The sequence below is a fragment of the Streptosporangium jomthongense genome (assembly GCF_042650425.1).
In the GTDB taxonomy this organism is placed as follows: Bacteria; Actinomycetota; Actinomycetes; order Streptosporangiales; family Streptosporangiaceae; genus Streptosporangium.
This window is the reverse complement of record NZ_JBHSBC010000004.1, coordinates 42829-68978: the sequence shown is the minus strand read 5'-3', so window position 1 is coordinate 68978 and position 26150 is coordinate 42829. Positions and strand designations below refer to the sequence as shown.

The following is a 26150-nucleotide window of genomic DNA, read 5'->3' as shown; positions in this document are numbered from 1 at the left end:
GGGTTTCGCGGGAGCCGGGCCCGTGGGCTTCCCCGCTGCTTCGTGGGGCTCGCGGAGCTCATGGGCTTCCCGCATGCCTTCACGAGGTTTCCGTGACGGAGACGTGGCGGATCTTTGTGATCAGTCGGACATCCGGCGACGCGCCACGAGGCCTCTTTATACCTTTTTATACCTTATGTCGTTTTTCTTGCCTAGTTCGTGACGTGTCTCACGGGATGTCGTGCCATGGTTGACCTGAACATACGTTGAGGTCTTAGTGTTCGGGGAGGCCACACCTGGAGGGCGGTCACGCCCCGTCTCCACGCGGACGCGGTCACGCGGCGGTTTTGTCGGTGACGGATGAGAGCCTTTCGGTGTCGTCAACCTGTTCGAAGAGCGGTCGGAAGGCCACCACCCCCCGGAGAAGAGCGATGGACATAGAAGTCACCGCGTGGACGTCGATGTACCACGCGATGCACGCCCAGAACGAGCGCAGGCCCTTCTCCCGGGCGACCCTGCGGCGCATCGGCGCCTTCGCCAGGCCGCACCGCCGGTTCCTGACGTGGTTCCTGCTGCTCAGCGTCACGACGGCGGTTCTCGCGGTCGCGACTCCCGTGCTCGCGGGCCGGGTCGTCAACGCGATCGTCGAGGGCGCCGACTTCGGCCTCGTCGTGCTCCTGGCCTCCCTGATCGCCGTCATCGCGGTCGTCGAGGCCGGGCTCGGGCTGGTCACCCGCTGGTTGTCGGCGAGCATCGGCGAGGGGCTCATCCTCGACCTGCGCACCACCGTGTTCGACCACGTGCAGCGCATGCCGATCGCCTTCTTCACCCGCACCCGCACCGGCGCCCTGGTCAGCAGGCTGAACAACGACGTCATCGGGGCCCAGCGGGCCTTCAGCGACACCCTCTCCGGCGTGGTCGGAAACATCGTGACGCTCGTGCTCACGCTCATCGTGATGGTCGGGACCTCCTGGCAGATCACCCTGCTGGCCCTGCTCCTGCTGCCGCTCTTCGTGCTGCCGGCCCGCCGGATGGGCACCCGTCTGGCCAGGCTCGAACGCGAGTCGGCCGACCACAACGCCGCGATGATCACCCAGATGACCGAGCGCTTCTCCGCGCCGGGCGCCACGCTGGTGAAGCTCTTCGGCAGGCCCAGGCGCGAGTCGGCGGAGTTCGAGGGGCGGGCCAGGCGGGTGCGCGACATCGGCGTGCGCACGGCCATGTCCCAGTCGGTGTTCGTCACCGCGCTGGTGCTGGTCTCCGCGCTCGCCCTGGCCGTCGTCTACGGCCTCGGCGGGTTCTACGCGCTGCGCGGGCAGCTCGAACCGGGCGCGGTCGTGGCGATGGCGCTGCTGCTCACCCGGCTCTACGCCCCGCTGACCGCCCTGGCCAGCGCGCGGGTCGAGGTGATGACCGCGCTGGTGAGCTTCGAGCGGGTCTTCGAGGTGCTCGACCTCAAGCCCCTCATCACCGACGCCCCGGACGCCAGGCCGGTGCCCGAGGGGCCGGTCTCCATCGAGTTCGACGGGGTCGGCTTCGCCTATCCCTCGGCCGACAAGGTGTCGCTCGCCTCACTTGAGGAGGTCTCGACCCTCGACACCCGTGGTGGCGTCGAGGTGCTGCACGGGGTGTCCTTCCGGGCCGAGCCCGGGCAGATGGTCGCGCTGGTGGGCTCCTCGGGGGCGGGCAAGTCGACGATCGCGCAACTGGCGGCACGTCTCTACGACGTCGACAGCGGCGCGGTGCGGCTGTCCGGTGTCGACGTCCGTGACCTGAGCGCCGAGTCGGTGCGTGAGACGCTCGGCATGGTGACGCAGGACGGGCACCTGTTCCACGAGTCCGTCCGCGCCAACCTCCTGCTGGCCCGCCCTGAGGCCACGGATGAGGAGATCTGGGAGGTGCTGCGGCGCGCCCGGCTGGCCGACCTCGTCTCGGCGCTGCCCGACGGGCTGGACACGGTCGTGGGTGAGCGCGGATACCGCCTGTCCGGTGGTGAGCGTCAGCGTCTGACGATCGCCAGGCTGCTGCTGGCACGCCCCCGGGTCGTCATCCTCGACGAGGCGACCGCCCACCTGGACTCCACCTCGGAGGCCGCCGTCCAGGAGGCCCTGGGTGAGGCGCTCGCCGGGCGGACTTCGGTGGTGATCGCCCACCGGCTCTCCACCGTCCGCGCCGCGGACCTCATCCTCGTGGTCGAGAACGGCCGCATCGTGGAGCGCGGCACCCACGCCTCCCTCCTCGCCGCCGGCGGCCGCTACGAGGAGCTCCACCGCACCCAGTTCAACCAGTCAGAGGAGAAGGAGCCCGTCCACTGAGCCAGTCTCCACGGTCTGAACTCGTCCCTACGGTCTGAGCCCTCCTTCTCAAGGGCTCGGGGCGTGGGGACGCAGCCGATGAGACCGCGGACCGGGGAAACGGTGGGGCGCGCGGGGGGAGCGAACGGGCGCCGGAGGGGCCGCGACCGGTGCCCCCGGCGACCAGCGGGAAGGTCAGCTCAGGAGGTTGGGGAGGCGGTCGTTGACGATGCCGTACAGGAGGTCCAGGCTCTCCTCGACCGGGAGGTTCGTGTCGAAGCGGACCAATCCCTCCTCGTCGGCGACGATCTGGTAGTTCATGTAGAGCTGCTGGTCGTGGTCGGCCTCGATGTAGGAGTCACGCCAGTCGGTACGGCGTCCGACCCGGCCCTGCGAGACCTGGAAACCCGGGTCGCACAGCAGCGTCAGGTCCGGCCTGGGCACGTGCTTGCAGATCTCGAAGAACCACTCCTCGTTGGCGAAACCGCGTGCCCGCATCTGCGCCAGCGCCGTGAAGACGTACCTGTCGGTGATGACCGTGCGCCCCTCGCGGAGCGCGGGCAGCACCACCTCGTGGAGGTTCTGCAGCCGGTCGCTGGTCAGCAGGCAGATCAGGGCGCGGTAGTCGACCTGGTGCCGCTCCTCCGGGTGGTAGATGTAGCGGGTGAACAGCGGGGACTCCCGGGCATACCTGGACGGCTGCATGGTCACGACCGGTTCCACACCACCCGAGGCCAGCCGCTTGGAGAGCCCCTCGATGAGGCTGGTCTTCCCACTGCCGTCCATGCCGCAGAAGGCGATGAACGTGCCGGGGAGGTCGTGGTCGTAAAGGGGAAGGGCCATGTCCGGGCTCCTCTCAGAGTCCTCTCTTGGGCAGATGACGGTACAGCTGATGGGGCGGCCACGGGGCAAGCCGGTTCCTCTCGGGGCCGGACGGTGCTCCGGCCCCGGGCCGGGTCAGATGGCGGTGTAGCCGCCGTCCACCAGCAACTCGGTGCCGGTGACGAACCGGGCGTCGTCACCGGCGAGGAAGTGGATGGCACCGGCGATCTCCTCGGGGCGTCCCTCGAAGCGTAGCGGCGCCCCGAAGGAGTGACGTTCCCGCCGGGGACCGTCGGCGGAGGTGTAGACGGTCTCGGCGAGTCTCCGGGTGTTCTCGCCGAGCCGGGTGGCCGTCCGTCCCGGGCTCACGATGTTCGCCCGCACGCCGTACGGGGCGTTCTCCACGGCGAAGGCGCGTACCAGCTGCACCAGGCCCGCCTTGGACGCCTCGTAGGCGGCGCACCCGCCACCGGCGCCGATCACGTGGGCCGAGACCGAGCCGACCGCGACGACCGAGCCGCCGGAGGAGAGCCGCAGCAGCGGCGCCGCCCGCTTCAGGCACAGGAAGGGGCCGGTGAGGTTGACGCCCAGGATGTAGGACCAGTCGTGTTCCGACATGTCGGAGACGAACCCGTCGCTGGTGACGCCCGCCGCCAGGACCAGGGAGTCCAGCCCCCCGGCGTCCGCGATCCGGGCGAAGAGGTCCTCGACCTGCTCGGCCACGGAGACGTCCACCGCGTACGGCCGGACCCGGTCGGCGCCGTGTTCGGCGGCCAGCCGTTCGGCGGCCTGGGTGAGGGCGGTCTCGTCGCGGTCGACCAGGGTGACCTGGTCGCCGCGCGTGAGGAAGATCTCGGCGGCGGCGTGACCGATGCCGCTGGCGGCGCCGGTCACGCACACGCGACGGGGAGCCGTCACCGCCTGCCTCCCAAGGCACCGGGAAGTTCGCCGCCCGAGGCGCCGGGAAGTTCGCCGCCCGAGGCGCGGGGGAGTTCGCCGCCCAAGGCACCGGGAAGTGCACCGCCCAAGACGCCGGGAAGTGCGCCACCCCAGGAGCCCGGAGCCTCGCGGGGCGTCTGACGTTCCCGGGAGGTCGTCACTCCCACTCCACGGTCGCCGGGGGCTTGCTGGTGATGTCGTACACCACGCGGCTGATGCCCGGCACCTCGTTGACGATGCGGTTGCTCACCGTCGCCAGGAAGTCGTGGGAGAAACGCGACCAGTCGGCCGTCATCCAGTCTTCGGTGTCCACGGCGCGCAGGGCCAGGACGTCCTCGTAGGTCCGGGCGTCGCCGAGCACGCCGACGGTCCGCTCGGAGGTGAGGACGGCCAGCGCCTGCGCGGTGTGCCGGTAGAGACCGGCCGCGCGCAGCTCCGAGATGAAGATGTGGTCGGCCCGGCGCAGCCGTTCCAGCCGCTCCCGGGTCACCGCGCCGGTCATCCGTACGGCGAGGCCGGGGCCGGGGAAGGGGTGGCGGTCGACGATCTCCTCGGGCAGGCCGAGGCTGCGGCCCACCTGGCGCACCTCGTCCTTGAACAGGAACGACAGCGGGTCCAGGAGTTCCAGGCGCATGGTGTCGGGCAGCCCGCCCACGTTGTGGTGCGTCTTGATCTTCGCCGCGGCCGAGGAGTGGCGCTTGGAGTCGCCGGCGCTCTCGATGACGTCCGGGTAGGTGGTGCCCTGGGCGAAGAAGTCGGCGTCGCCGAGGGTGGGGGCGACCTCCTCGAAGACCTCCATGAAGCTGCGGCCGATCCGGCGGCGCTTCTCCTCGGGGTCGACCACGCCGTCGAGGGCGCTGAGGAACTTCTCGCTGGCGTCCACCTTGACGACGCGCATGTTCAGGTGGCGGGAGAACACGTCCATGCACTGCTCGGCCTCGCCGAGGCGCAGCAGCCCGTTGTCGACGAACACGCAGGTCAGCTGGGAGCCGACGGCTCGGGAGACCAGGGCGGCGGCGACGCCGGAGTCGACTCCGCCCGACAGCGCGCAGATGACGCGCCGGTCGCCGATCCGGGTGCGCAGCCAGTCGACGGTGTTCTCGATGAACGACGTGGCCGACCAGTCGCCCGCGCAGCCGCACAGGTCGAGGGCGAAGTTGCGCAGCAGGTCGCGGCCGAAGGCGGTGTGCGCGACCTCGGGGTGGAACTGCACGCCCCAGAACAGGGCGCCGTCGCCGATGACGGCGATCAGGCCGTCGCCGCTGCGCGCGAACACCTCGAAGCCGGGCGGCACCTCGACGATGTGGTCGGTGTGGCTCATCCACGCGACGGAGTTCGACTCGACGCCGGTGAGCAGGGGGGAGTCACCTTCGAGGAGCACCTCGGCGCGGCCGAACTCCCGGCTGGGGGCGGAGGCCACCCTGCCGCCGAGGGAGTGAGCGAGCAGCTGGGCTCCGTAGCAGATGCCGAGGACGGGAATCCCCAGGTCGAGCAGTCCTTCGGGCAGTCCGGCGGCGCCGTCGTCGTAGACGCTGTGCGGGCCGCCGGACAGCACGATCCCGCGCGGTTTGCGCGCGGCGATCTCCGAGACGTCGGCGGTCGCGGGCATCAGTTCGCAGTACACGCCCAGTTCGCGGATTCGGCGGGCTATCAGGAGGCTGTACTGCGAGCCGTAGTCGAGCACGACCAGCTCAGCCTGCTCGACGGAGGGGCGGTTGAAGGTGGGGCTCACGTCGGAGCGTGACATGCGAATCCATTCGGGCGGTCTCGGTGGTCCCACGCGGGTTCCACAAGTACTCAGATCATACGTATTAAGTATGAGGACGAGGCCTGGAAACAAGCCCCGCGTGAGGCCCTTCACATTTATGCAGGTCAAGGCCTCGTGACTGCTTGGAGAGCCAGCGGATCCGGCCCTCATGAACGGTAAACCTTCTTAACTATAGGTCCTTGACACTACCAAAGTCATACGTATGATGAGGCTCACTTGTAAGCCCGTTTGTGGGCTAATGGGTGCTTTGGCCGCCTGAAAAAGCGTGTCTCCCGCCCATAACTCTGCAGCTGGGAGTGAGCACAGATGTCCACCAAATCTGAACTCCAGCGGTCCATCGACGGCGGGGCCATCCCTCCCTTCGTCTACTGCTATCCGGTGCGTTCCTCCTACCGCCCGCTGGATCCGGGACGGGCCGTCGAGGCCATCTGGGAAGAGGACCTGAGCCATTCGCCGACGCGCGAACTCAACCTCTACCTGCACGTTCCCTTCTGCAGGTACAAATGCGGGTTCTGCAACCTGTACACCGTCATCTCCGAGGACGCGGACGTGTACGACGCCTACACCGAGGCGCTGTGCGCGGACATCCGCAGGCACGCCTCGGTGATCCGGGACCGGCGATTACGGACGGTCTACATCGGCGGGGGAACGCCGAGCCTGCTGCACCGCCGCAACTTCGACCAGATCTTCGACACGCTGACCGAGGTCTACCCCAACTGGCGCAGCACCACCGAGGAGGTCGCGGTCGAGGCGACGCCCGACTCCATCGTCGACCGGCCCGACACCCTGCGCCACCTGATCGCACGCGGCCTGACCAGGGTCAACATGGGCATCCAGTCCCTGCGGCCGCAGGAGATCCGTGAGGCGGGACGCGGCCAGGCCAACGAGCGCACGGTCCGCAAGGCGATCGAGATCGTCAAGACGACGGACCTCGCCAACCTCAGCACCGACCTGATCATGGGATTCGCCGGACAGGACGACCAGTCCTGGCGCGAGTCGGTCGACGAACTGGTCTCCCTGGCCCCCGAGACGATCAGCACCTACTTCCTGACGATCCGCCCGGACGCCTGGTTCTCCAAGACCGGCAGGTACCGGTACATGCGCAACGGCGCCCTGTACGACCGCTACGACTACGCGCAGGAGAAACTGCTGTCGGCGGGATACGTCCAGGAGTCCAACGTCCGGTACAAGAAGCCGGGACGCGGGGGCTACGTCCAGAAGGTCCTGCAGTTCCACGGCGTCCCCGTGCTCGGCCTGGGCGCCGGGGCGCGGACCTACACCAACACGGTCGACTACATCGTCGGCGGCAGCGCCAACCCCACGCTCGCCGAGGTCGGCGACTACATCAAGGGCGCCACCACCGGCAGCCTCGCCCCCCGGGCCGGGTTCGTCTACGACGACGTCGAGCGGATCCGCAAGCGGCTGGCCCTGGACCTGTTCGACCTGAACCTGCACGACCTCGACAGGTACGGCTACCGCGAGCACGCCCACCTGTTCGAGCCCGTCCTGCTCGCCGCCGAGGAACTCGGCCTGCTGACCCGCCTGCCCGGGGACCGGGTGCAGCTCACCAGGACCGGCTTCAAGTACCGCGACATCATCTCCTGGATGTTCTACTCCCCGGAGGTCGTGCGCCTCGACGAGGAGTTCTACCGGGAACTGCACAACCAGAACTCCCGGGCCACCCGCCTGCTCGGCAACCCCTCGTTCATCTCCGGCCTGTCGGCCGCGGTCTGAGAGGGGACGAGATGCCGGTACTCGCCGTCCTCGGAGCCCACTGGGGAGACGAGGGCAAGGGAAAGATCGCGGCGGCCCTCAGCCGGGACGCCCACGTGTGCGCCCGCTTCCAGGGCGGGCCGAACGCCGCCCACTCGGTGCTCGCGCCGGGCCGTACCGAGCCGTGGGTGCTGCGGATGGTGCCCAGCGGGATCCTGAGCGGGGCCGTCGGCGTCGTCGGCGGCGGCTGCGTCATCGAGCCCAGGATGCTGCTGAACGAGGTGGCGACGCTGCGCGCCGCCTTCCCCGACGTCACGGACCGCCTGCGCGTCTCCCTGCGGGCCCACGTCATCACCGCCGACCACCGGGAGGCCGACAGCGCCGGAAGCGGCGTGGGCAGCACCCGGATGGGCGTCGGCCAGGCCTACCGCGACAAGGCGGCGCGCACGGGACTGCGGGTCAGGGACCTGCTGACCGGCGGGGACCGCCTGCCCGCCGACCTGCGGCCGGTCGCCGAGGAGTTCGCCGACCTGATCGGTCACTGCTGTGTCGACGAGGTCGCCTACCTGCGCGACCGGCTCGACCACGGCGCGCGGGTGGTCGCCGAGGGCGCCCAGGGCAGCAGGCTGGACCTCGACCACGGCGACTACCCCTACGTGACCTCAAGCAACACCACGGTCGGGGCGGTCCTCACCGGCCTGGGGGTCGGCCCCAGGGACATCGCGAGCGTCCTGCTGGTGACCCCCGCCTACGTCACCAAGGTCGGCGGCGGTGAACTGCCCTCGCGGCTGTACGGCGAGCTCAACGCCGAACTGCAGGAACGCGGCGAGGAACTCGACCGCGCGACCGACCTGATGCGGGACACCGGCTGGCTCGACATCGGCTGGTTGCGCAGCGCCTGCCGCCTCAACCAGGCGGACGGGATCGTGATGACCAAGTTCGACGTGCTCGCGGGCTTCCCGGCGATCGGGCTCTACGACCAGGACAGGGCCCCCGCGGTACGGATGCTCCCCGGCTGGAGCGCCGAGGACGTCGCCGCCGCGTCCGGGGGCGCCGAGGCGCCCCCCATCGCGGCCTACCTCGCGGAGGTCGAGCGGCACTGCGCCACCCCGGTGGTCGCGGCGGGCCGCGGGGCGGGGCTGGACGACTGGTGGTGGCGCGGTGACGAGGAAGACCTGTGGAGGTCGCCCGACCAGGCCCTGGTCGTGAACTGATGATCGAGGTCGACGTGGGCGACGCCGTACTCGGCAACCTGCGGATCGGGATCAGCCCACTGTGGGAGACGGTCGCGAGCCTGTCGCTGCTCAGCAGGCGGGACGCCTGCCCGTGGCCGTACACCGTGTGGGCCAGGAACGCCAGGCAGGCGCTCGCCAGGGGACGCGGGGGTGAGGCCCTGGCGTGGTTCGCCGGGGTCGGGCTCCCGCTGCCCGCCTTCCTCACCCCGGCCCCGCCGCCGGGAGCGGCCGGGATCGACGAGGAACTCGCCGCGCTGCGCGCCGTACCCGAGGAGACGGTCAGGGAGGAACTGGCCCGCCGCCACCCGTCGGGGACGCCGGAGCCGTTCGCCCGGTTCGCCAGGAAGCCCCGGGAGGCGCTCGACTGGTACGCGGACCTGCTCCAGGACTACTGGGCGGCCACGGTCGCGCCGTACTGGTCGGCCATGCGGCCCGTCCTGGACCAGGAGGTGCTGCTCCAGGCCAGGGTGCTGGCCACCGCGGGCGGCGGGGCCGTACTCGGCAGGCTCGGCGGGCGGTTGCGCTGGGACCGGCCGACGCTGAGCCTCAACGACTCCTCGGCGTCCCGGCGCGACATCCGGGGCGCGAGCAGGCTGGTGCTGGTCCCGCTGCTCTTCGCCCGAGGCACGCCGTTGTGCGCCACCGGCTCGCAGGAGGAGGTGGCGATCGCCTACCAGGCGCGCGGCTCGGCCGTACTGGCCGGGGGACGGGCGTCGGGGGCGGTCAGGCAGGACGCGGAGCCGGAACGCGGTGACCGGCTGGCGATCCTGGTGGGACGCGGCAGGGCCGCCATCGTCAGGGCGCTGGCGGTTCCCACCACCACCTCGGTGCTGGCGACGACCCTCGGCCTGGCGGCGAGCACGGTCTCGGAACACCTGACGGCTCTGGTCGCCGCCGGTGTGGTGCAACGGCATCGAATCGGTGTACGTGTGATGTATGAGCTGAACCGGTCAGGTCGGGCGCTGCTGGAGTATCTCGACAACGAGACCGTGCACCCGGCCGCCTGACGCCTGTTCCAGGAAGGACCACCGCATGCCACCGACGACGACGCCGTTGATGACGCCGTCCCTCACCGCCGACGAGAAGACCACGCTGCACGCCTTCCTGCGCTACCTGCGGGAGTCCGTGATCGCCAAGTCGGCGGGCGTCGACGACGAACAGGCCGCCAGGGAACTCGTTCCCTCGGGCAAGAGCCTGCTCGCGCTGCTCAAACACCTGACGGTCATGGAGCTCGGCTGGGTGAGCTGGGCGTACGCGGGCGTCGACCTCCCCTCCGAACTGTGCGACCAGGAGGTAAGGCCAGGGGAGACGGCCGAGGAGGTGATCGCGGCCTACCGCGCCGCCGCCGCCCGCTCGGACGCCGTCATCGACGGCTGCGCGTCCCTGGACGCACCCGGCGTGCGGACGCTGCGCCCGACCGCCCCGGCCACGCCGACCATGCGCTGGGTGCTGGCCCACCTCATCGAGGACACCGCCCGGCACACCGGCCACGCCGACGTGCTGCGGGAGCAGATCGACGGGCTCGCCGGGAACTGGAAGGGCAACACCCGGTGGTGAGCGGGCTCCACGAGGTGGAGACCGTCTTCACCGAAGGGCACGTCGAGATGCTCGACTGGTCGGGCGGCCCGGTGCTGGCCGACCAGGACGAGAAGGGCGTGCTGCTCACCGGCCCCGACGGTACGGTGCACCGGATCGACGACGAGGCCGACGTCACGATCTTCGCCGGGGACGAGGCCGCCTTCCTGTCCGTCCACCGGGACGGCACGACCCTGCGGGTCGTCCAGCGGCCCCTGCGCGGTGACCCGGTCACCTGGGAGGTTCCCCTGACGGGTGCCGCCGCGCGGGGGTGGGCGCCGTTCGACGCCCTGCCGGGACGGCCGGTCGGCGGGACCCGGGGCGTCGCGCTGGTCATGGAGACGGACACGGGCGCCCAGGCGATCCTTGAGGCCTTCCCCGGCGGGACCGGGCGGATCCACCCGAACCGGTGGCCCGGCGAGTCGCCGGTCCACGTGGACGGCGGCCTGAACCTGGCCGTGACCCAGCTCCACGACGCCCCCGACCGGCCGGTGCTCCACGTGTGGCCCCTGGATCCGGACCTTGACGACCCCGTGGAGAGACGGGTCGAGGGACGCTGGCTCGACGTCCGCGACGGCCTGGCGCTCGTCGAACGCGACGGCAGGCCGGTGACGTGGCGGCCGGGCACGGACGTCGTCACCGACGAACTCCGGATCGAGGGAGACCTGGTCGACGCGCGTTTCCTGGGACCGGGCACGGACACGATCGCCGTGGTCGTCACCTCCGAGGGCGCCGACAGCCTGGTCGTCGTCGACCGGGCGAGCGGCGCCCGGCGGGCCGTACCGCTGCCGCCGGGCCGGATCCGGGTCTGCTCCGCCCACGCCGGGGGTGTCGGGCTGCGCCTGACCTCCGTCGTGAACGGCGGCGTGTGGGCCTGGCTGGCACCGGACGGGACAACGCGCACCGCGCCGGGAGGCGTCCCGCCGCTCGGCGGCGGCGCCGTCTCCAGCCACCGCTGGCAGGGCGCCACCCCCATCCACGTCCACCTGCCGGGAGGCAGGCCGACCGGCGTGGTGATCTCCCTGCACGGCGGGCCGGAGATCGTCGAACGGGACGAGCTCCGCTTCGACGGGCTCTACCGGAGACTCCTGGAACGCGGGATCGCCGTCCTCGCGGTGAACTACGCCGGATCGTCGGGCTACGGGGCGGCCCACACCAGACGCGCGTGGCGCGCCTGGGAGGAGACCCTGCGGGAGGACCTGACGGCCTGCCTGACGTTCGCGGAGCGCAAGGGCGTGCCCCGCGACCGGACGATCCTGCTCGGCGCCAGCTTCGGCGGCGGCCTCGCGCTGCTCGGCAACGCCATCCTGCCCGGTACGGCCGGCGTGGTCGCCTGCTCGCCCCTGGTCGACCTGGTGCGCCACGTGCGCAGGATGGTCGAGGAGGACCCCCGCTGCCGGGCCTGGTTCACCCGCAGGTTCGGGGACCTGACCGCCGAGGGAGCCGTCGCCCCCCTGGACCCGGTACGGCTCGCCTGCCCGGGGAGCGGTCCCGTCTTCCTCATCCAGGGCGACCGGGACCCGATCTCCAGCCTCGGGGACGTCCGGGACCTCGCACGGCTGGCGGCCGAACGCGGCCTGCCCTGGGAACTCGTCGTCGAGCCCGGCGTCGGCCACCGCCCCGCCACCCTCAGACAGGCGCTGAACCGCCACCGCAACCTCATGGAGGCCCTGGAGAAGTTGGCCGGTCAGTGGGGGCATTCGGCTGGAACCGAATTCCTTGTCGGGCCCGCGGACGCCACCTAGGGTCACGATGGCGATCAGCCGTCCGTCCAGGAACCCCTGAACCCGGGAGAACCCATGAAGCCGTACGTCAGACCGCAGCCCATGTCCGAGGAGCCCCAGGAGGAGGGCTCGGCCGAGTCCTCCAAGCCCCTGAAGCCCTACGTCAAGTCGCAGGCCAAGCAGGTCGCCTACAACACGGTGCTGCGCGTGGTCGCCTGAGCAAGGACTCCCCCCAACCCCTGAGGTGCACATGTGCGGTCTGGCCGGTCTGGCCCGTATCGACGGCGGCCACACGGACGCCACGACGGACGCGCTCCTGGAACGGATGGCGCGGATCATCGCCCATCGAGGCCCCGACGACCGGGAACTGCTGCGGCAGGGACCGGTCGGCCTCGCCTTCACCAGGCTCTCCCTGGTCGATCCGGAGAGCGGCGGCCAGCCCCTCTCGACGGAGGACGGCGACCTCGTCCTGATCGCCAACGGCGAGGTCTACAACCACCGTGAGCTGGCCGCGAGGCTTCCCGCGGGCACCCGGCTCAAGGGGGGCTCCGACTGCGAGGTCCTCCTGCACCTGTACCGCGAGCGGGGCGACGCCTTCCTCGACGAGGTACGCGGCATGTTCGCCATCGTGCTGTGGGACCGTCGCCGAGGACGGCTCGTCCTGGCTCGCGACCGGTTCGGCATCAAACCGCTCTACTACCACCGTGACGGCCGGCGCGTGGTGTTCGCCTCGGAGATCAAGGCGCTGTTCGCCGACCCGGCCACGCCACGCTCCCTGGACTGGGAGCAGGCGCTCACCCACCCCATGCTCAGCGCCGCGCCGTACCCGCACCGGGCGGAGGTCCCCTCCACCTGGTTCACCGGGATCGAGTGCGTCCCCGCGGGCCGGATCGTGCAGATCGACCTGGCCGACGGGACGACCCGCGAGCACACGTACTGGTCCCTGCCGACGGCCGACGCGGACGCCTCGGAGGAGGAGTTCGTCCGCCGCTACGGCGAACTGCTGGCCGAGTCCGTGGCCGAGTGCGCGACCGCCGACGCCGAACTCGGGGTCTTCCTCAGCGGCGGCGTCGACTCGGCGGCCGTCACCGCCCTGGCCACGCCGTACGCGGGACGGCTGCACACCTTCACCGTGCTGTCGGCGAGCACCCTGCGCAACGGCGACGCCGAGCACGCCTCCTGGCTCGCCGGGAAGCTCGGCCTGCCCAACCACCAGGTGTGCTTCGAGGCCGACCGGATCCCCTCCCCGGACGAGTGGAAACGGCTGCTGTGGCTGATGGAGCACCCGCAGTGCGGACCCGAGCAGTACTACAAGCACGAACTGCACCGCTACGCCAAACAGGCCAGGCCGGAGCTGCGGGGCATGCTCCTGGGGGCCGCCAGCGACGAGTTCAACGGCGGCTACTCGGTGGACTACAGCGGGGGAGGCGGCTGGGACGCCTTCGTCGCGACCCTCGACTCCATGGCGTGCTCCGGCGCCCTGCGGACCCACCCCGGCCTGGCGCCCTGGTGGACGCGGACCGACGTGCCGCTGCTGTCCAGGGAGCTGCTCGCCGTACGTGAGGACCCCTACCGGGCCTACCTGGCCGCCGAGTACAGCAAGATCCAGCAGTACAACTGCTGGCACGAGGACCGTACGGCCGCGGGCAGCGGCATCGAGGCGCGGGTGCCGTTCCTCGACCACCGCCTGGTCGAACTGGTCCTGTCCATCCCGCCGAGCCACAGGAAACGGCTGCTGTGGGACAAGACGATCCTGCGGGAGAGCATGCGGGGCGTGCTGCCGGACCGGATCGCCGCCCGGGAGAAGGTCCCCTTCTTCTACGGCGAGGGGCAGCGCCACACCCACCGGGTCTTCCTGCGGATGCTGCGCGGGGACGGGGCAGCGCTCGTCGAGGAGGCCCTGGCCGCGCCGGGCGCCTCCGGCGCGCTGGACGGCCCCGCCGTACGGGGACTGCTGGGGTCGCTGACGGAACGGGACGACCTGGCCCAGGTGGAGATCCTGCTCAGGCTGGTGAACCTGGGGCTGCTGTCCCAGATGGTCAGCGATCTTCCCCCGCCCGTCGTGGACATGTCCGCCGGCCCGGTCCCCGTCGCCTTGGGCGGTGAGAACGAGGCGCGGACGGAGGAGATCCTCGGCTGCGCGCCCTCCGTCGAGCCGGGGTCGGTGCCCGCGCAGGAGGACGGCTTCCTCCTGCTCGCGGACACCACGGCCGAGGGGACCTGGTACGTCGCCGTGGACGGCGCCGTCCGGTACGTGCTGGAGAAGGACGACGACTGGCTGGACCTGCTGCGCTCCGTCGACGGCGCCCGCTCGGTCGCCGAGATCGCCGAACTGACCGGGCGGCCGGGGGACCAGGTGGCACGGCAGGTCGCCGAGGCCGTCGAACACGGGATGTTGCACCTGATCGAGGAGGGGACGGGCCATGCGGGTTGACCCGAGCGGACACCTGGCGGAACTGGCCGCGCGCGGGCTACTGCCCGAGGACCACCAGGCCGTCTACCTGGCCGGATCCCTGGTCAGGGGCTGGGGCAACTCGGGCAGCGACCTCGACGTCTACGTCGTGTCCACCGCCCAGAGAACCGCCCCGAGCACGGCTCTCGCCCCGGTCGCGCTGACCCCCGACCACGTCCCCGTCGAGGTCGTCCACGTGGACGGCGTCAGGTGGGACATCGAGTACTGGACCGACTCCCAGGTCGACCAGATGTTCGCCAAGGTGTCCTGGGAGGAGTTCGACACCAACCACAGCGTGGCCGACCTGCTCACCTCCCACGAGATGGACTTCCTCGAACGACTCGGCAGCGCCGTGTCCGTCACGGGGGAGTCGTGGCTGGCCGGGCGCAGGACACAGCTGGAGTCCTCGGCGATCCGCTCGATCCTGGTCAGCCGCGCGCTCAACCTGTCGGACCTCTTCGTCGAGGACGCCGTCGGCCAGCTCAAGGCGGGAGACGTGGAGAGCGCCGTGCTCTCGGCCAAGCTCGCCTTCGGCTACGCGGTCAACGCCCTGCACGTCTCGTGCGGGGAGTTCGGCCACAGCGCCAAGTGGCGGGCACGCCGGTTCCGCCAGGTCGAGCAGACCATCATGCCCTTCGAGGAGTACTGGACGATCGAGACCATGCGGGGGTACGACCCGGCGAACCCGGCCGCGTGGGTCGAGGACGTCGTACTGGCGTGCCGCCGGATCTCCATGGAGGTCGTGATCTGATGGAACAGCTGTCCCCCGAGGCCGTACCGGTGCCCAGGCTCGACGTCCGGGTGCGCAACGTCGGCGGCACGATCACCGTCGCCTGGGGCGAGAGCGTCTTCGAGCTCTCCGAGACGGCGGGCTTCCTGTGGAGGCGCGTGGACGGCCGCAGGTCGCTGCGCGAGCTGGCCCTGCTGCTGGCCGGGGAGTACGCGGTCGACGCCGAGACCGCGCTGCTGGACACGGCGGAGACCATGACGGCGCTTGCCGACGGCGGGCTCGTGCGGTTGAGATGAGAGACACGCCGGAGGACTACGGCAGCCGTTTCGAGCGCTGGGACGAACGGGCGGCCGTCAGGGTCAAGCCGCAGCCCGTCATGGACCCCCCGGCGCCGGACGCGCTGTACTTCCCCCCGGAACTCGTCCCCGTGCTGCGCCATCCGCTGGTCGCCGAGCGGGGGGAGCGGGCGGTCCACGACGCCCTCGCCCAGCACCTCTACCACTACCTGCACTTCACGGTCGAGCTGGAACAGCTCGCGATCATCCCCGTCGCGGCCAGGATCGCCAGGGGGCGCTCCGGGCTGGACCTCCCGGAGCGGATGCGCGCCGACGCCTACAAGATCGTGACGGACGAGGCCTGGCACGCCCAGCTCTCCTACGACCTGATCAGGCAGGTCGAGGCGCGCTCAGGGGTCGAGTGGGCCGACGCGGGCACCCCGGCCTTCCTGCGGCGCCTCGACGCCGTCCGCAGGCGCCTCGACCCCCGGGTCCGGGGGCTGGAACGGCTGCTGTTCGCGGTCGTCAGCGAGACGCTCATCTCGACCGTCCTGACCGACATCCCCAGGGACCGGCGGCTGCCGGGGGCCGTACGCGACCTGGTGCGCGACCACGCCGAGGACGAGGGCAGGCACCACGCCTACTTCCGTGACCTGCTCCAGCGGCTCTGGCCCGCGCTGAGCGCCGGGGAGCGCGCCTGCGTCGGCCCTCTGCTGCCCGCGATCGTCGCGGCGTTCGTCGAGCCGGACCGTGAGGCGGCGGCCGTCGTCGCCCGGTCGGCGGGGCTGTCGCGCGAGGAGGCCAGGACCGTCGCGGCCGAGTCGCTCTCGGTGGAATGGACGGCCCGGGACACCGCGTCGAGGGCGCGGACCGTCGTACGGTACTTCGAGGAGGCGGGAGCGCTCGACGACGGCGCGACCATGGAGGCGTTCGTCTCGGCCGGGCTCCTGAACAACGTCCGGGACGGGTGAGAGCGCGCCTCTTTTTCCCCTTCGATCCGATGGGGAATGCCTGGATGGAATACTTGTCCTGGCATCGGATCACAGAGCATCGAGTGGCAGCGGTGTACGGGGTCACGGGTCACGGGGAAGAACGCGATCTGTCTGTGCGCCATGACGAACACATAGGGTGATTAGACATGCTTAGGCCGGTGAAAGCGCGCATCACCAGCAGGGATGTGGCTCAGGCAGCCGGGGTCTCACAGTCGACGGTCTCCCTCGTCCTCACCGGGAAGTGGCCGGGCCGGGTCTCGAAGGAGACCGCGGCCAGGATCAGGCGCATCACCGCGGAGATGGACTACCAGCCGGATCTGACGGCGCGGAGCCTGCGACTTGAGCGAACCGGCACGGTGCTGCTGATCGTTCCCGCGATCACCAACACCTTCTTCGCCAACCTGCACGTGGGGGCGACCCAGGTCGCCAACCAGCACGAGACGACCGTCCTGGTCTATCCCATGGGCACCGACAGGCACGAGCGGCTGCTGCCGATACCGCAGCAGGCCATTGACGGGATGCTGGTCTACGGCGACGTGGGGACGGAGGCCATCCGCCCGCAGGGCGTCGTGCCGATGGTGCCGCTGGACTGCGACCCCCGGCTGTACCCCGACGCGGTCAACGTGGACATCGCCGTGGGCAGCCGCGAGGCCGCGCGCCACCTGCTGGACCTCGGTCACCACAGGATCGGCTACCTGCACGTGGACCGGCGCGGCGCCTGGATGCTGACGACCAGGCTGCGCTCCCTGCGCGCGGTGGTCAGGCACCGCCCGGGGGCGAGCCTCACGGTGGTCGGCACGACCTTCGACCCCGTGGACGCCCAGCGGGCGGCCCTGGAACTACTGCGTTCTGACCCGGCCCCCACGGCGGTGGTCTGCGAGGACGACAACCTGGCCGTCGTGGTGTTCGCCGCCGCGCGGAGCCTCGGTCTCGACGTCCCGAACGACCTGTCGGTGATCGGCTACAACAACCTTCCGATCAGCGACGTCCTCCACCCGGCGCTGACGACGGTGAACATCCCGGTCACCGAGCTGGGGGCGGCCGGTGCCCAGGCGCTGCACGACCGGCTCGCCGCCAGGCAGCCGAGCCCCGCCGTGCTGCGGAGCTCCCTGGTCGTACGGCAGTCCACCGCCCCGCCCCGTCAGGCCTGACGTTCGCGAGCCCCCGTGAGGCCGGGATCACGGTAGATGATCCCGAACGAGGTGAGGAGGAAGGCGACCGGCAGGAGCGCCTGGATCGTCCCGGTGAGGAGCACGGTGGTCGCGCTGCCGAGAGACTGCGCCGCCACCCCTCCGGCCAGCGCCCCCAGGGGAATGGCCCCGTGCGAGATCAACCGGTAGCTCGCCGTCACCCGCCCCATCAGCTCGGGACGGACGATCGCCTGCCGGGCGCTGATGGCGTGGACGTTGTACACGGCCAGCGCGAACGTGCTGACGAACATGCAGGCCACCAGTACGGCGACGCGCGGCGCCGTGGCGTCGAGGAGCGTGGCCGAGGCCGCGGCCATCACCCCGATCCCGCTCATGACCTGGGCCGCGAAGATGGTCGGCCCCGCGGGGAACCTGTTGTGGACGTAGGCGGCGAAGGCGGAACCGGCGATGCCGCCCACGGCACCCGCGGCCACGACCACCCCGAGCAGCGCGGGCGTCAGGGCGAGGTGCTGGACCACGTAGATGAGGATCGTCACGTCGAACGCCTGGATGCACATGTTGCCGAGGCCGCTGGCCACCCCGAAGGCGAGAACCCGCCGATCCTTGACGAAGTACCGGAACCCCTCGGTGATCGCCGTCCCCCAGCGGAGCCGCTGCGGCCCCTTCCGCCCGGAGAACCTGAGCTTCAGCGTGGACAGCAGGGAGGCCGACAGCAGGTAGGACACCGCGTCGACCAGGAGGGCGTACGGCGCGCCGAGCAGCTGGACGATCAGCCCCGCGAGCCCGGGACCGGCCACGTCGATGACGGAGTAGCTCGTGCTGACCGCGGCGTTGCCGGGGACGAGCTGCTCCTCACCGACCAGCCGGGGAAGCATGGAGTGGTGCGCCACGTCGCCGAGGGCCTTGAACACGCCCATGGCCAGGCCCAGGCCGTACAGCCAGCCCAGACTCAGCACGCCGGTCGCCGTGACGATCGGCACGGTGAGCAGGATCAGTCCTCGGGCCAGGTCGCACCCGGCGTTCACCAGCTTGGCCGGCCAGTGGTCGGCGACGACCCCGGCGAAGGGCAGGACGACGACCGCGGGGACGTACTGCAGGCCGGTCAGCAGGCCGAGCTGCACGGGGTCGGCGTGCAGGACCATCAGGGCGGTCAGGGGCAGGGCCATCAGCGTGACCTGGGACCCGATTCCCGAGACGGTGACCGCGGTCCAGAACCTGAGGAAGTTCGCGTCGCGGAGCGGGCCTTTCCCAGCCGGGCTTTCCGCGGCCGGGCTTCCAACGGCCGGGCCTTTCCCAGCTGGACCTTTCGCAGCAGGGTCTTCCGCGGCCGAATTCTTCCCGGCCGAGCCTCCAGCGGCCGGGTCTTCCACAGCCGGGTCTTCCACAGCCCGGCCTTCCGCAGCGGGGTCCTTCGTAGCGGGGCCTTCCGTGGCCGGGTCCTTCATGGCAGGCCGATGACGCCGACGTCGACGAGCGAGGCGTGGTAGGCGGCGATCTCGTCCTCGCCGACCTGGAGCCCGGCCGAGGCGAGCACGCCCCCCATCAGGTGCACGGCCTCATCCTTGGGGCGGCCGTGGGAGATGCCCCACAACAGGGCGCCCTGCCAGCTGAGCAGCACGGACTCCCCGCGTACCGACTCGATGAGGACACCGCTGCCCTTCATCGGGATCACGCTCACGTCGATACGCCGGGAGTGGTGCCCGGGCACGGCGCCGAGCACCGGCACGTACTCCAGGCCGGTCGCCGCCATCACCAGCAGGTCCTGCGCGAGGAAGCGGTTCCTGCCGACGGCGTCGTCCTCGGCCGTGTACGCGTGGTCGATCACCTCGGTGAGCGAGGCCTTCAGCAACTCGCTCGCCGAACGCCTCCAGCGGGCCCAGACCCACTTGGTGTTCACGTAGAGGTCGTCCCGCATGCACAGGTAGGCCTCGGTGGCGCGGTGCAGGTACTCCTGGGAGAGATACCTCATGGCGGGCGCGTCCCCGTTGAGAATGGCGCCGCAGATGTCCTCGTTGAGATTGTGCGCGTCGATCGCGTGCCGCGTCATGAGGAGCCGTTTGTAGTCCGGCATGTTGTCGGCCAGGCGTTGCCGCAACGCGGCGAGTTCACCGTCGTCGACGACGACCTCGCCGAGCAGGAAACGGGTGAGAACGTCCAGCCGGTTACGGCTGAACCGCGCGGTCTGGCTGAAGTCGGTGTTCGTCACCCGGAAGACCGTGCTCTCCTGCACGTCCCGGCGCAGTTGTTCGAGATCCAGGTACTCCACGTCCGCGCGCTCGCCCTCGAATTCGAGCTGCGCCGGGGGAAGCGATTCGCAGTCGGCCCTGACGACGAACAGATCGATGTCCGACATCGGGGAACCAAGCCCTGCCGTCGGCGCGCCACCGAGGTAGATCCGGGACACGGGATGTTCCTTCGCGAGCCATTCGGCGGCGCGTCGCCCTCGCGCGAGGACGTCATTCGACATGGGGGTGGTCATAAGCTTTCCGACGCTTTCCGAGGCTCTCGCTGGACGGTTTCCAGAACTGTCACCGGGCAGCTTTTCTGAATCGTCGCCGGACAGGTCGTGGAGACCCGGCGACCGGGCGGCTGGGTGCGCGAGCACTCGGTCAGAGGGCACGCGCACCCAGTCAAGCTGGGGAAACTCAACCGTCTCCCGTTGTGGAGGACTACTCCATCCTGGTGGAGATGGTAATCATCGGAGACTCACCCATGGCCGATCACCCCCTTCCTGACCGTCGCGGCGGTGTTTCTCGCGAAACAAGGCCGTCTTTATCAGGAACCGTCTCCCCGGGGCCGTGGGTTTTCCGGCCGCCGTCCTCTTCCACAGGCGACCGCCCACGGGAAGGACGTTCTGAATCCGTTGCCGCAGCGATTTCTCTTCCGGCCCTCCGGCCGATACGGTTCCCTGCCCAACCTTCGTGGCGCCGGAGATCGCCGGGCAACTCTTTCGGTCCCCGCCGAATCGCCGGACTCCCGGGGCTCCCCAGGCTTCGCGGTGCACGGGTCCGGAAACGGCGGTACGCGACGAGTACGGCCCCGTCCCAGGGCGCCGCTGAGTCCGTTCGCTCCCGAGCGGTACCTGTTCGTCGCGACCGTCACACCGCCCGGGGGCCCCTCCACGGGGCGGAGGACCCGGGGCTCCCCGGCGGATCCGGGCCGTGACGGACCCCTGGGTGAAGGCCCGATCATCCAGACACACCCCTCCCTTCGCTGGCCTTTTATCGTAGAATGCTCAGTTTTCTGAGGCCCTTCTCCCGGAATTGCCCGGTGCATATGATTCGAGCCGGTTGACGAAGTATCCCGCGCTCGGACCCGGCCGCCTCCGCACGAGGAAAGGGACATCGCAGAGCGGCCGGTCGTACTCCGCCTGCGCCGATGCGGCCGTGCGGCGGGTGCCGCGCGGCGTTTTTTGGAAATCCCGAACAAACGGTGGAAACAAAAGGCGTCGGTTCGGCGGAGCCATTTCCACGTGAGTCACGCCCTTTCTTTTCGTATGCCTCGGAGGCGGAACGATGAACGAACCGATGACGGTCGGTGCCGCGGTTCCCGCTCTTGTCGCGCGCTGGGCGCGGGCGCGTCCTGACCACCCGGCGATCGTGTCCGCCGGTACCGAGCTGACCTACGGCGAGCTGGTCGAACGGGCGGGCCGGATGGCGAGCGTGCTGCGTTCCCACGGCGTCGAGCGGGGCACGCTGGTCCCCCTGGTCGTCGAACGCTCCGCGGAGCTGGTCGTCGCCGCCCTCGCGGTGCTGTTCGCCGGGGGCGCCTACGTGGGCGTCGACGTGGACGAACCGGACGCCAGGCTCGGCGCGATCGTCGCCGACTCCGGAGCCCCTCTCGTCGTCACCCGCGCGGCCACGGCCGGGCGGCTCGGCGGGGGACCGGCCAAGGTGCTGGCCGTTGAGGAACTGCTCGCCGCCGACGCGCCGGTGAGCCTGCCCCCGGAGGCGAGCCCCCTCCCGCCGGTGAGCCCGTCCCCGGAGAGAGGCCCGTCCCCGGCGGCCGGCCTGTCCCTTGGGGCGGGCCCGCTCCCGGAGGTGACGCCCGGCGACGTCTGCTACGTCACCTACACCTCCGGTTCCTCGGGCACGCCGAAGGGCGTCATGGTGGCGCACGGCGGGCTTTCCAACCTGGTCTCCTGGTACGGCCAGGCGTTCGGCGTGGGCCCCGAGGACCGGATCACCCAGTTCGCCCGCCCCTCGTTCGACGCCTGGGCGCTTGAGGTGTGGCCCTGCCTGGCGTGGGGCGCGACGTTGCGCCTGGTCGAGGGGCGGCTGCCGGACTCCCCGGCCGACTTCGCCGAGTGGCTCGCCCGGGAACGGATCACCGTGTGCTTCCTGACCACGGTGCTGGCCGTCGAGATGTTCGACCAGCCCTGGGACCTGTACGGCCACGCGCCCCGTGTCCTGCTCCTGGGCGGGGAGAGGCTGCGCCGCCACCCGCCGTTCGGCCTGCCGTTCGCCGTGTACAACCTCTACGGGCCGACGGAGACGACGGTGGTCGCCACCTGGGCCGAACTCGACCCCGCCGACGTGGTCGGAGGCCAGGACCCGCCGATCGGCAGGCCGTTGCCCGGCCTGCGGACCCATGTCCTGGACGCCGAGCGGCGCCCGGTGCCGCCGGGCACGGTCGGCGAGCTGTACGTCGCGGGGGCCGGGGTCGCGCTCGGCTACCTGCGAAGACCCGAACTGACCGAGGAGCGCTTCCCCGCCGACCCGTTCACCCCGGGCGGGCGCGCGTACGCCACCGGAGACCTGGTCCGCGAGCTGCCCGGCGGCGCGCTCGTCTTCGTCGGCAGGGCCGACGACCAGGTGAAACTGCGCGGCTTCCGGATCGAACTCGGGGAGGTCGAGACGGCGCTGACCCGCCTGCCCGGGGTCCGCGAGGCGGCCGTGGTCCTGCACGAGCGGGGCGACCGGCTGGTGGGTTACGTCGTGTCCGACGGCCTCACGGAGGACCCGGGGGAGGGTCTGGCCGCTCTGCTGCCCGCCCACATGGTGCCGCAGACGATCGTCACGGTCGAACGGCTGCCCCTGACACCGCACGGGAAGCTCGACCGCGACGCCCTGGCCAGGCGCCCCCTCCCGGCCCGCGTCGCAGGTGAGACCGGCTTCCTGACCGAGGCGGAGCGGGTGCTCGCCGAGATCTGGTGCGACGTGCTCGACCTCGACGAGGTCGGGCGGCAGGACAGCTTCTTCGACCTCGGGGGCGACTCGCTCAGCGCGATGCGGCTGGCGTCACGGGCCAGGGAACGCGGCATCAGGCTCGGCGCCGAGGACGTCTTCGAGCACGAGGTGCTGCACGAACTGGCGGCGGCGGTCGACGCGACGGCGGGTGAGGACAGATGAGCCCCCTGACGAGCTTTTCGACGAGCCCCCTGCCTGAACCGCTGCCTGAACCGCTGTCGGAGTCACCGTCTGGGTCACTGCCGAGGCCGCTGCGGGTGAGCCTGCTCGAACTGCCGCTCTACACCAACACGCTGCCCCTGGCCTCGGGCTACCTGCAGGCCTACGCCCTGCGGGACCCCGCCGTCGCGGCCGGCTGCGAGTTCCTCGTGCACGCCCCCACGGCGCGGACGCCGGTCGCCGAACTGGTCACGGCGCTGCTCGCGCAGGACGCCGACGTGTACGCGATGAGCTGCTACCTGTGGAACATGCGCCGGATCAAGGAGGTGCTCGACGAACTCGTACGGCACCGCCCCGACGCCTGCTTCGTCCTGGGCGGCCCGCAGGTGATGAACCACGCCGCCGAGTACGTGCCGCCGGAGCTGGAGAACGTGCTGGTGTGCAACGCCGAGGGGGAACGGCCCTTCCACGCGCTGCTCACCGAACTGCTCACCGCCCGTGAGGCCGCGGCCGTACCGGACTTCACCCGGGTGCCGGGGATGAGCTTCTGGGTACGGGGGGAGCTGCTGACCACCGACAAGCCCGCCCGGATCACGGACCTGGACGAGATCCCCTCGCCGTTCGCCATGGGCCTGTTCGACGGCGGGGAGTACACCTTCGCGGTCGTGGAGACCAACCGGGGCTGCCCCTACAGCTGCTCCTACTGTTACTGGGGCGCCGCGACCAACGACAAGGTCCACCGCTGGGACCTGGAGCGGGTCAAGGCCGACCTCACCTGGATCAGCGAGCACGGCGTCGAGAGCGTCTTCCTCGCCGACGCCAACTGGGGGGCGCTGCCCCGCGACGTCGAGCTGACCCGGCACCTGGTCGAGGGCAAACGGCGCACCGGCTACCCGATGATGATCGCCATCCAGGCGGCGAAGAACCGTCCCGACCGGGTCACCGAGATCACCGAGATCCTCGTGGAGGGCGGCCTGCTGACCAGCCAGCCGGTCTCGCTGCAGACGCTGAGTCCGCAGACGCTTGAGATCGTGCAGCGCGCCAACATCAAGGAGTCCACCTATGTGGAGCTGCAGCTCAAGCTGCACGAGAAGCAGATCAGTTCCTACACCGAGCTGATCTGGCCGCTGCCCGGTGAGACCCTGAAGTCCTTCCAGGCGGGCATCGCCAAGGTGTGCAGAACCGGGGCCGACGCCGTCGTCGCCTACCCGCAACTGCTGCTGCGCAACACCCCCATGTACGGCACGCGGGAGGCGCTGGGCATCGAGACCGTACGGGTCGACGACCCCGTGGCCGAGGCGGACGTGGTCGTGGCCACCAAGTGGGTGACCCGCGAGGACTTCCAGGCCGGGGCCTGGTTCTACTACGCGGTCATCAGCCTCTACAACGCCCGCGCCGCCTTCCACGTCGCCAGGGAACTCGACCGGAGCGGCGTCTGCTCCTACGAGGACTTCCTCGTCCGCGCCGCCGACCACTACCGCCGCCGCACCGACACGGAGATCTGCGCGTTCTTCGCCGAGTCGGTGCGCGGGCTGGGCAACTACGACCTCAACAACATCGGCAAGGTCCTGCACATGGTGCTGCACTCCCACCGGGCGGAGATGGACACCCTGCTTGGGGACTTCCTCGGCGAACAGGGCTGGCTGGCCGATCCCAGGCTGCGCGCCGTCTTCGAACTCGACCTGGTGGCCAGGCCGTACGTGTACCGGGAGGCCGTCTCCGCGCCCGCGGTGCCGCTCTCGCAGGTGAGGATCGTGGACAGGGACCGCTACCGGCTCGTGGTCGACCTGCCGGAGGCCGCCGTGGGGGCACTCGCCGAAGCGGGTTTCGTCGAGGGCGCCACGGACCCCGGGAGGTACGTCGTCGACCATCGAGGCCGCAGGAAGATGCCCTATCCGCGTCACCGCAGTCTGGAGCACAACGCCGCCTACTGCCAGGCGATGATGAACCGGCTGCGCGACATCCTGCCCTCCTGGCGGGCGGCGGCCGTACGGGATCGGGTTCTCGATGCGTCGTGACCTCTTCACCCGGGAGCACGAGGAGTTCCGCGACCTCGTGCGGACCTTCGTCGCCAGGGAGGTCACCCCGAACCTGGAACGGTGGGAGGAACACGGTGCCGCGGACCGGGCCGTGTGGCTGCGCGCGGGCGAACACGGCCTGCTCGGCCTCGACGTCGACCCGGAGTACGGCGGGGCGGGCGTCGCCGACTACCGCTACCACGCGGTGCTGGGAGAGGAGTTCGCCCGCGCCGGAGCCCACGCCCCGGCGCTCTCCCTGCACAACGAGATCTGCGGCCTCTACCTGCGCACGCACACCACTCCGGAGCAGCGACTGCGCTGGCTGCCCGGCTTCTGCTCGGGTGAGCTGGTCACGGCCGTCGCCATCAGTGAACCGGACGCGGGCAGTGACCTGCGGCGCATCCGGACCAGGGCGGTGCGGGACGGCGACCGTTACGTGCTCAGCGGGCAGAAGACCTTCGTCTCGAACGGGGCCACGGCCGACCTCGTGCTGGTCGTCGCCCGCACCGGGGAACGGCCCTCCGACGCCGGTGTCTTCGTGGTCGAGCCGACCAGGGTCGGGGTGACCAGGGGCAGGACGCTCGACAAGATCGGGATGCGCGCGCTCGACACCGTCGAGCTCTTCCTCTCGGACGTGGAGATCCCGGTGGAGAACCTGCTCGGTCGTGAGGACCGCGCCTTCGCGTACCTGATCAGGACCCTTCGGCAGGAACGGGTGATGCTCGCCGTCTCGGCATTGGCCACCGCCGAACGGCTCTTCGAGGAGACCCTGACCTACTGCGGCAGACGCGAGGTCTTCGGACGGCCGATCGGACGTCACCAGTACAACCGTTTCCTGCTCGCCGAGCTGAGGACCGCGCTCACGGTCGCCCGCGCCTTCACCGACCGCTGCGTGGCCGAACACGACGCCGGACGTCTCACCTCGGAGGAGGCCGCCATGGCCAAGTGGTGGAACACCGAGCTGTGCCAACGTGTGGTCGACCGGTGTGTCCAGCTCCACGGGGGTTACGGCGTGATGCGGGAGTTCCCGGTGGCCCGTGCGTTCGTGGACACCCGGGTCCAGACCATCTACGGCGGAACCACCGAGATCATGAAGGAACTGATCGGCCAGTCCCTCCTGTGACCGGTTCGACGG

General features: G+C 70.6%; 20 protein-coding genes. 15 read left to right on the top strand and 5 right to left on the bottom strand.

Annotated features, from left to right (window positions below; translation table 11 throughout):
* Window positions 1-410 precede the first annotated feature (410 nt).
* Window positions 411-2294: an ABC transporter ATP-binding protein gene (locus tag ACFOYY_RS06435; RefSeq protein ID WP_352011070.1), complete on the top strand. Its 1884-nt coding sequence runs from the start codon at window positions 411-413 to the stop codon at window positions 2292-2294.
* 174 nt (window positions 2295-2468) lie between these two features.
* On the opposite strand, the gene tmk is transcribed toward ACFOYY_RS06435, so the two are convergent.
* The 3 genes from tmk to guaA form a co-directional block, all read right to left on the bottom strand.
* Window positions 2469-3116: a dTMP kinase gene (tmk, locus tag ACFOYY_RS06430; protein ID WP_352011069.1), complete on the bottom strand. Its 648-nt coding sequence runs from the start codon at window positions 3114-3116 to the stop codon at window positions 2469-2471.
* 114 nt (window positions 3117-3230) lie between these two features.
* The gene (locus ACFOYY_RS06425; RefSeq protein WP_386188591.1) at window positions 3231-4013 is read right to left on the bottom strand and encodes an SDR family NAD(P)-dependent oxidoreductase; all 783 of its coding nucleotides are present in this window, start codon (window positions 4011-4013) and stop codon (window positions 3231-3233) included.
* Window positions 4014-4191: 178 nt separating this feature from the next.
* The gene (gene guaA, locus ACFOYY_RS06420; protein WP_352011067.1) at window positions 4192-5781 is read right to left on the bottom strand and encodes a glutamine-hydrolyzing GMP synthase; all 1590 of its coding nucleotides are present in this window, start codon (window positions 5779-5781) and stop codon (window positions 4192-4194) included.
* A gap of 327 nt (window positions 5782-6108) precedes the next feature.
* Here guaA and ACFOYY_RS06415 point away from each other — a divergent pair, with 327 nt between their 5' ends.
* The 11 genes from ACFOYY_RS06415 (at window position 6109) to ACFOYY_RS06365 (ending at window position 17649) form a co-directional block, all read left to right on the top strand.
* Entirely contained in the window at window positions 6109-7536 is a 1428-nt protein-coding gene (locus ACFOYY_RS06415) for a coproporphyrinogen-III oxidase family protein (RefSeq protein WP_386188589.1), read from the top strand.
* An 11-nt stretch (window positions 7537-7547) separates the two neighbouring features.
* Entirely contained in the window at window positions 7548-8729 is a 1182-nt protein-coding gene (locus ACFOYY_RS06410; protein ID WP_386188587.1) for an adenylosuccinate synthetase, read from the top strand.
* Window positions 8729-9757, top strand: coding sequence for an ArsR/SmtB family transcription factor (locus ACFOYY_RS06405; RefSeq protein WP_386188585.1), 1029 nt, complete (start codon window positions 8729-8731; stop codon window positions 9755-9757). The genes ACFOYY_RS06410 and ACFOYY_RS06405 overlap by 1 nt, the downstream gene beginning before the upstream one ends.
* A gap of 25 nt (window positions 9758-9782) precedes the next feature.
* Window positions 9783-10307 carry a DinB family protein gene (locus ACFOYY_RS06400; RefSeq protein ID WP_352011063.1) on the top strand — a complete coding sequence of 175 codons (525 nt, stop codon included), beginning with the start codon at window positions 9783-9785 and terminating at the stop codon, window positions 10305-10307.
* The gene (locus ACFOYY_RS06395) at window positions 10304-12070 is read left to right on the top strand and encodes an alpha/beta hydrolase family protein (RefSeq protein ID WP_386188583.1); all 1767 of its coding nucleotides are present in this window, start codon (window positions 10304-10306) and stop codon (window positions 12068-12070) included. Before ACFOYY_RS06400 ends, ACFOYY_RS06395 begins: the two co-directional genes overlap by 4 nt.
* A 54-nt stretch (window positions 12071-12124) precedes the next feature.
* On the top strand, window positions 12125-12268 hold the full coding sequence (locus ACFOYY_RS06390) for a hypothetical protein (RefSeq protein ID WP_352011061.1): 144 nt from the start codon (window positions 12125-12127) through the stop codon (window positions 12266-12268).
* 31 nt (window positions 12269-12299) lie between these two features.
* Entirely contained in the window at window positions 12300-14483 is a 2184-nt protein-coding gene (gene asnB, locus ACFOYY_RS06385; protein WP_386188581.1) for an asparagine synthase (glutamine-hydrolyzing), read from the top strand.
* Window positions 14473-15252 carry a hypothetical protein gene (locus tag ACFOYY_RS06380; RefSeq protein ID WP_362777832.1) on the top strand — a complete coding sequence of 260 codons (780 nt, stop codon included), beginning with the start codon at window positions 14473-14475 and terminating at the stop codon, window positions 15250-15252. The genes asnB and ACFOYY_RS06380 overlap by 11 nt, the downstream gene beginning before the upstream one ends.
* A complete protein-coding gene (locus tag ACFOYY_RS06375) occupies window positions 15252-15527 on the top strand; it encodes a PqqD family protein (protein ID WP_352011058.1) in 276 nt (91 codons plus the stop codon). Before ACFOYY_RS06380 ends, ACFOYY_RS06375 begins: the two co-directional genes overlap by 1 nt.
* Window positions 15524-16477 carry a diiron oxygenase gene (locus ACFOYY_RS06370; protein ID WP_352011057.1) on the top strand — a complete coding sequence of 318 codons (954 nt, stop codon included), beginning with the start codon at window positions 15524-15526 and terminating at the stop codon, window positions 16475-16477. Before ACFOYY_RS06375 ends, ACFOYY_RS06370 begins: the two co-directional genes overlap by 4 nt.
* Before the next feature lie 179 nt (window positions 16478-16656).
* The gene (locus tag ACFOYY_RS06365; protein ID WP_352011056.1) at window positions 16657-17649 is read left to right on the top strand and encodes a LacI family DNA-binding transcriptional regulator; all 993 of its coding nucleotides are present in this window, start codon (window positions 16657-16659) and stop codon (window positions 17647-17649) included.
* Here the strand turns inward: ACFOYY_RS06365 and ACFOYY_RS06360 are convergent.
* Both ACFOYY_RS06360 and ACFOYY_RS06355 read right to left on the bottom strand, forming a co-directional pair.
* Window positions 17640-19094: an MFS transporter gene (locus ACFOYY_RS06360; RefSeq protein WP_386188578.1), complete on the bottom strand. Its 1455-nt coding sequence runs from the start codon at window positions 19092-19094 to the stop codon at window positions 17640-17642. The genes ACFOYY_RS06365 and ACFOYY_RS06360 overlap by 10 nt on opposite strands.
* On the bottom strand, window positions 19091-20053 hold the full coding sequence (locus tag ACFOYY_RS06355; protein ID WP_386188576.1) for a hypothetical protein: 963 nt from the start codon (window positions 20051-20053) through the stop codon (window positions 19091-19093). The genes ACFOYY_RS06360 and ACFOYY_RS06355 overlap by 4 nt, the downstream gene beginning before the upstream one ends.
* Window positions 20054-21164: 1111 nt before the next feature.
* Here ACFOYY_RS06355 and ACFOYY_RS06350 point away from each other — a divergent pair.
* The 3 genes from ACFOYY_RS06350 to ACFOYY_RS06340 all read left to right on the top strand — a co-directional run bounded on the left by ACFOYY_RS06350 (window position 21165) and on the right by ACFOYY_RS06340 (window position 26138).
* Window positions 21165-23000 (top strand): non-ribosomal peptide synthetase, encoded by a 1836-nt coding sequence (locus ACFOYY_RS06350; protein WP_352011053.1) that lies wholly within the window; start codon window positions 21165-21167, stop codon window positions 22998-23000.
* Window positions 23001-23095: 95 nt separating this feature from the next.
* Entirely contained in the window at window positions 23096-25015 is a 1920-nt protein-coding gene (locus ACFOYY_RS06345) for a radical SAM protein (protein WP_386188574.1), read from the top strand.
* Window positions 25005-26138 (top strand): acyl-CoA dehydrogenase family protein, encoded by a 1134-nt coding sequence (locus ACFOYY_RS06340; RefSeq protein ID WP_352011051.1) that lies wholly within the window; start codon window positions 25005-25007, stop codon window positions 26136-26138. The genes ACFOYY_RS06345 and ACFOYY_RS06340 overlap by 11 nt, the downstream gene beginning before the upstream one ends.
* The last annotated feature ends 12 nt before the right edge of the window (window positions 26139-26150 follow it).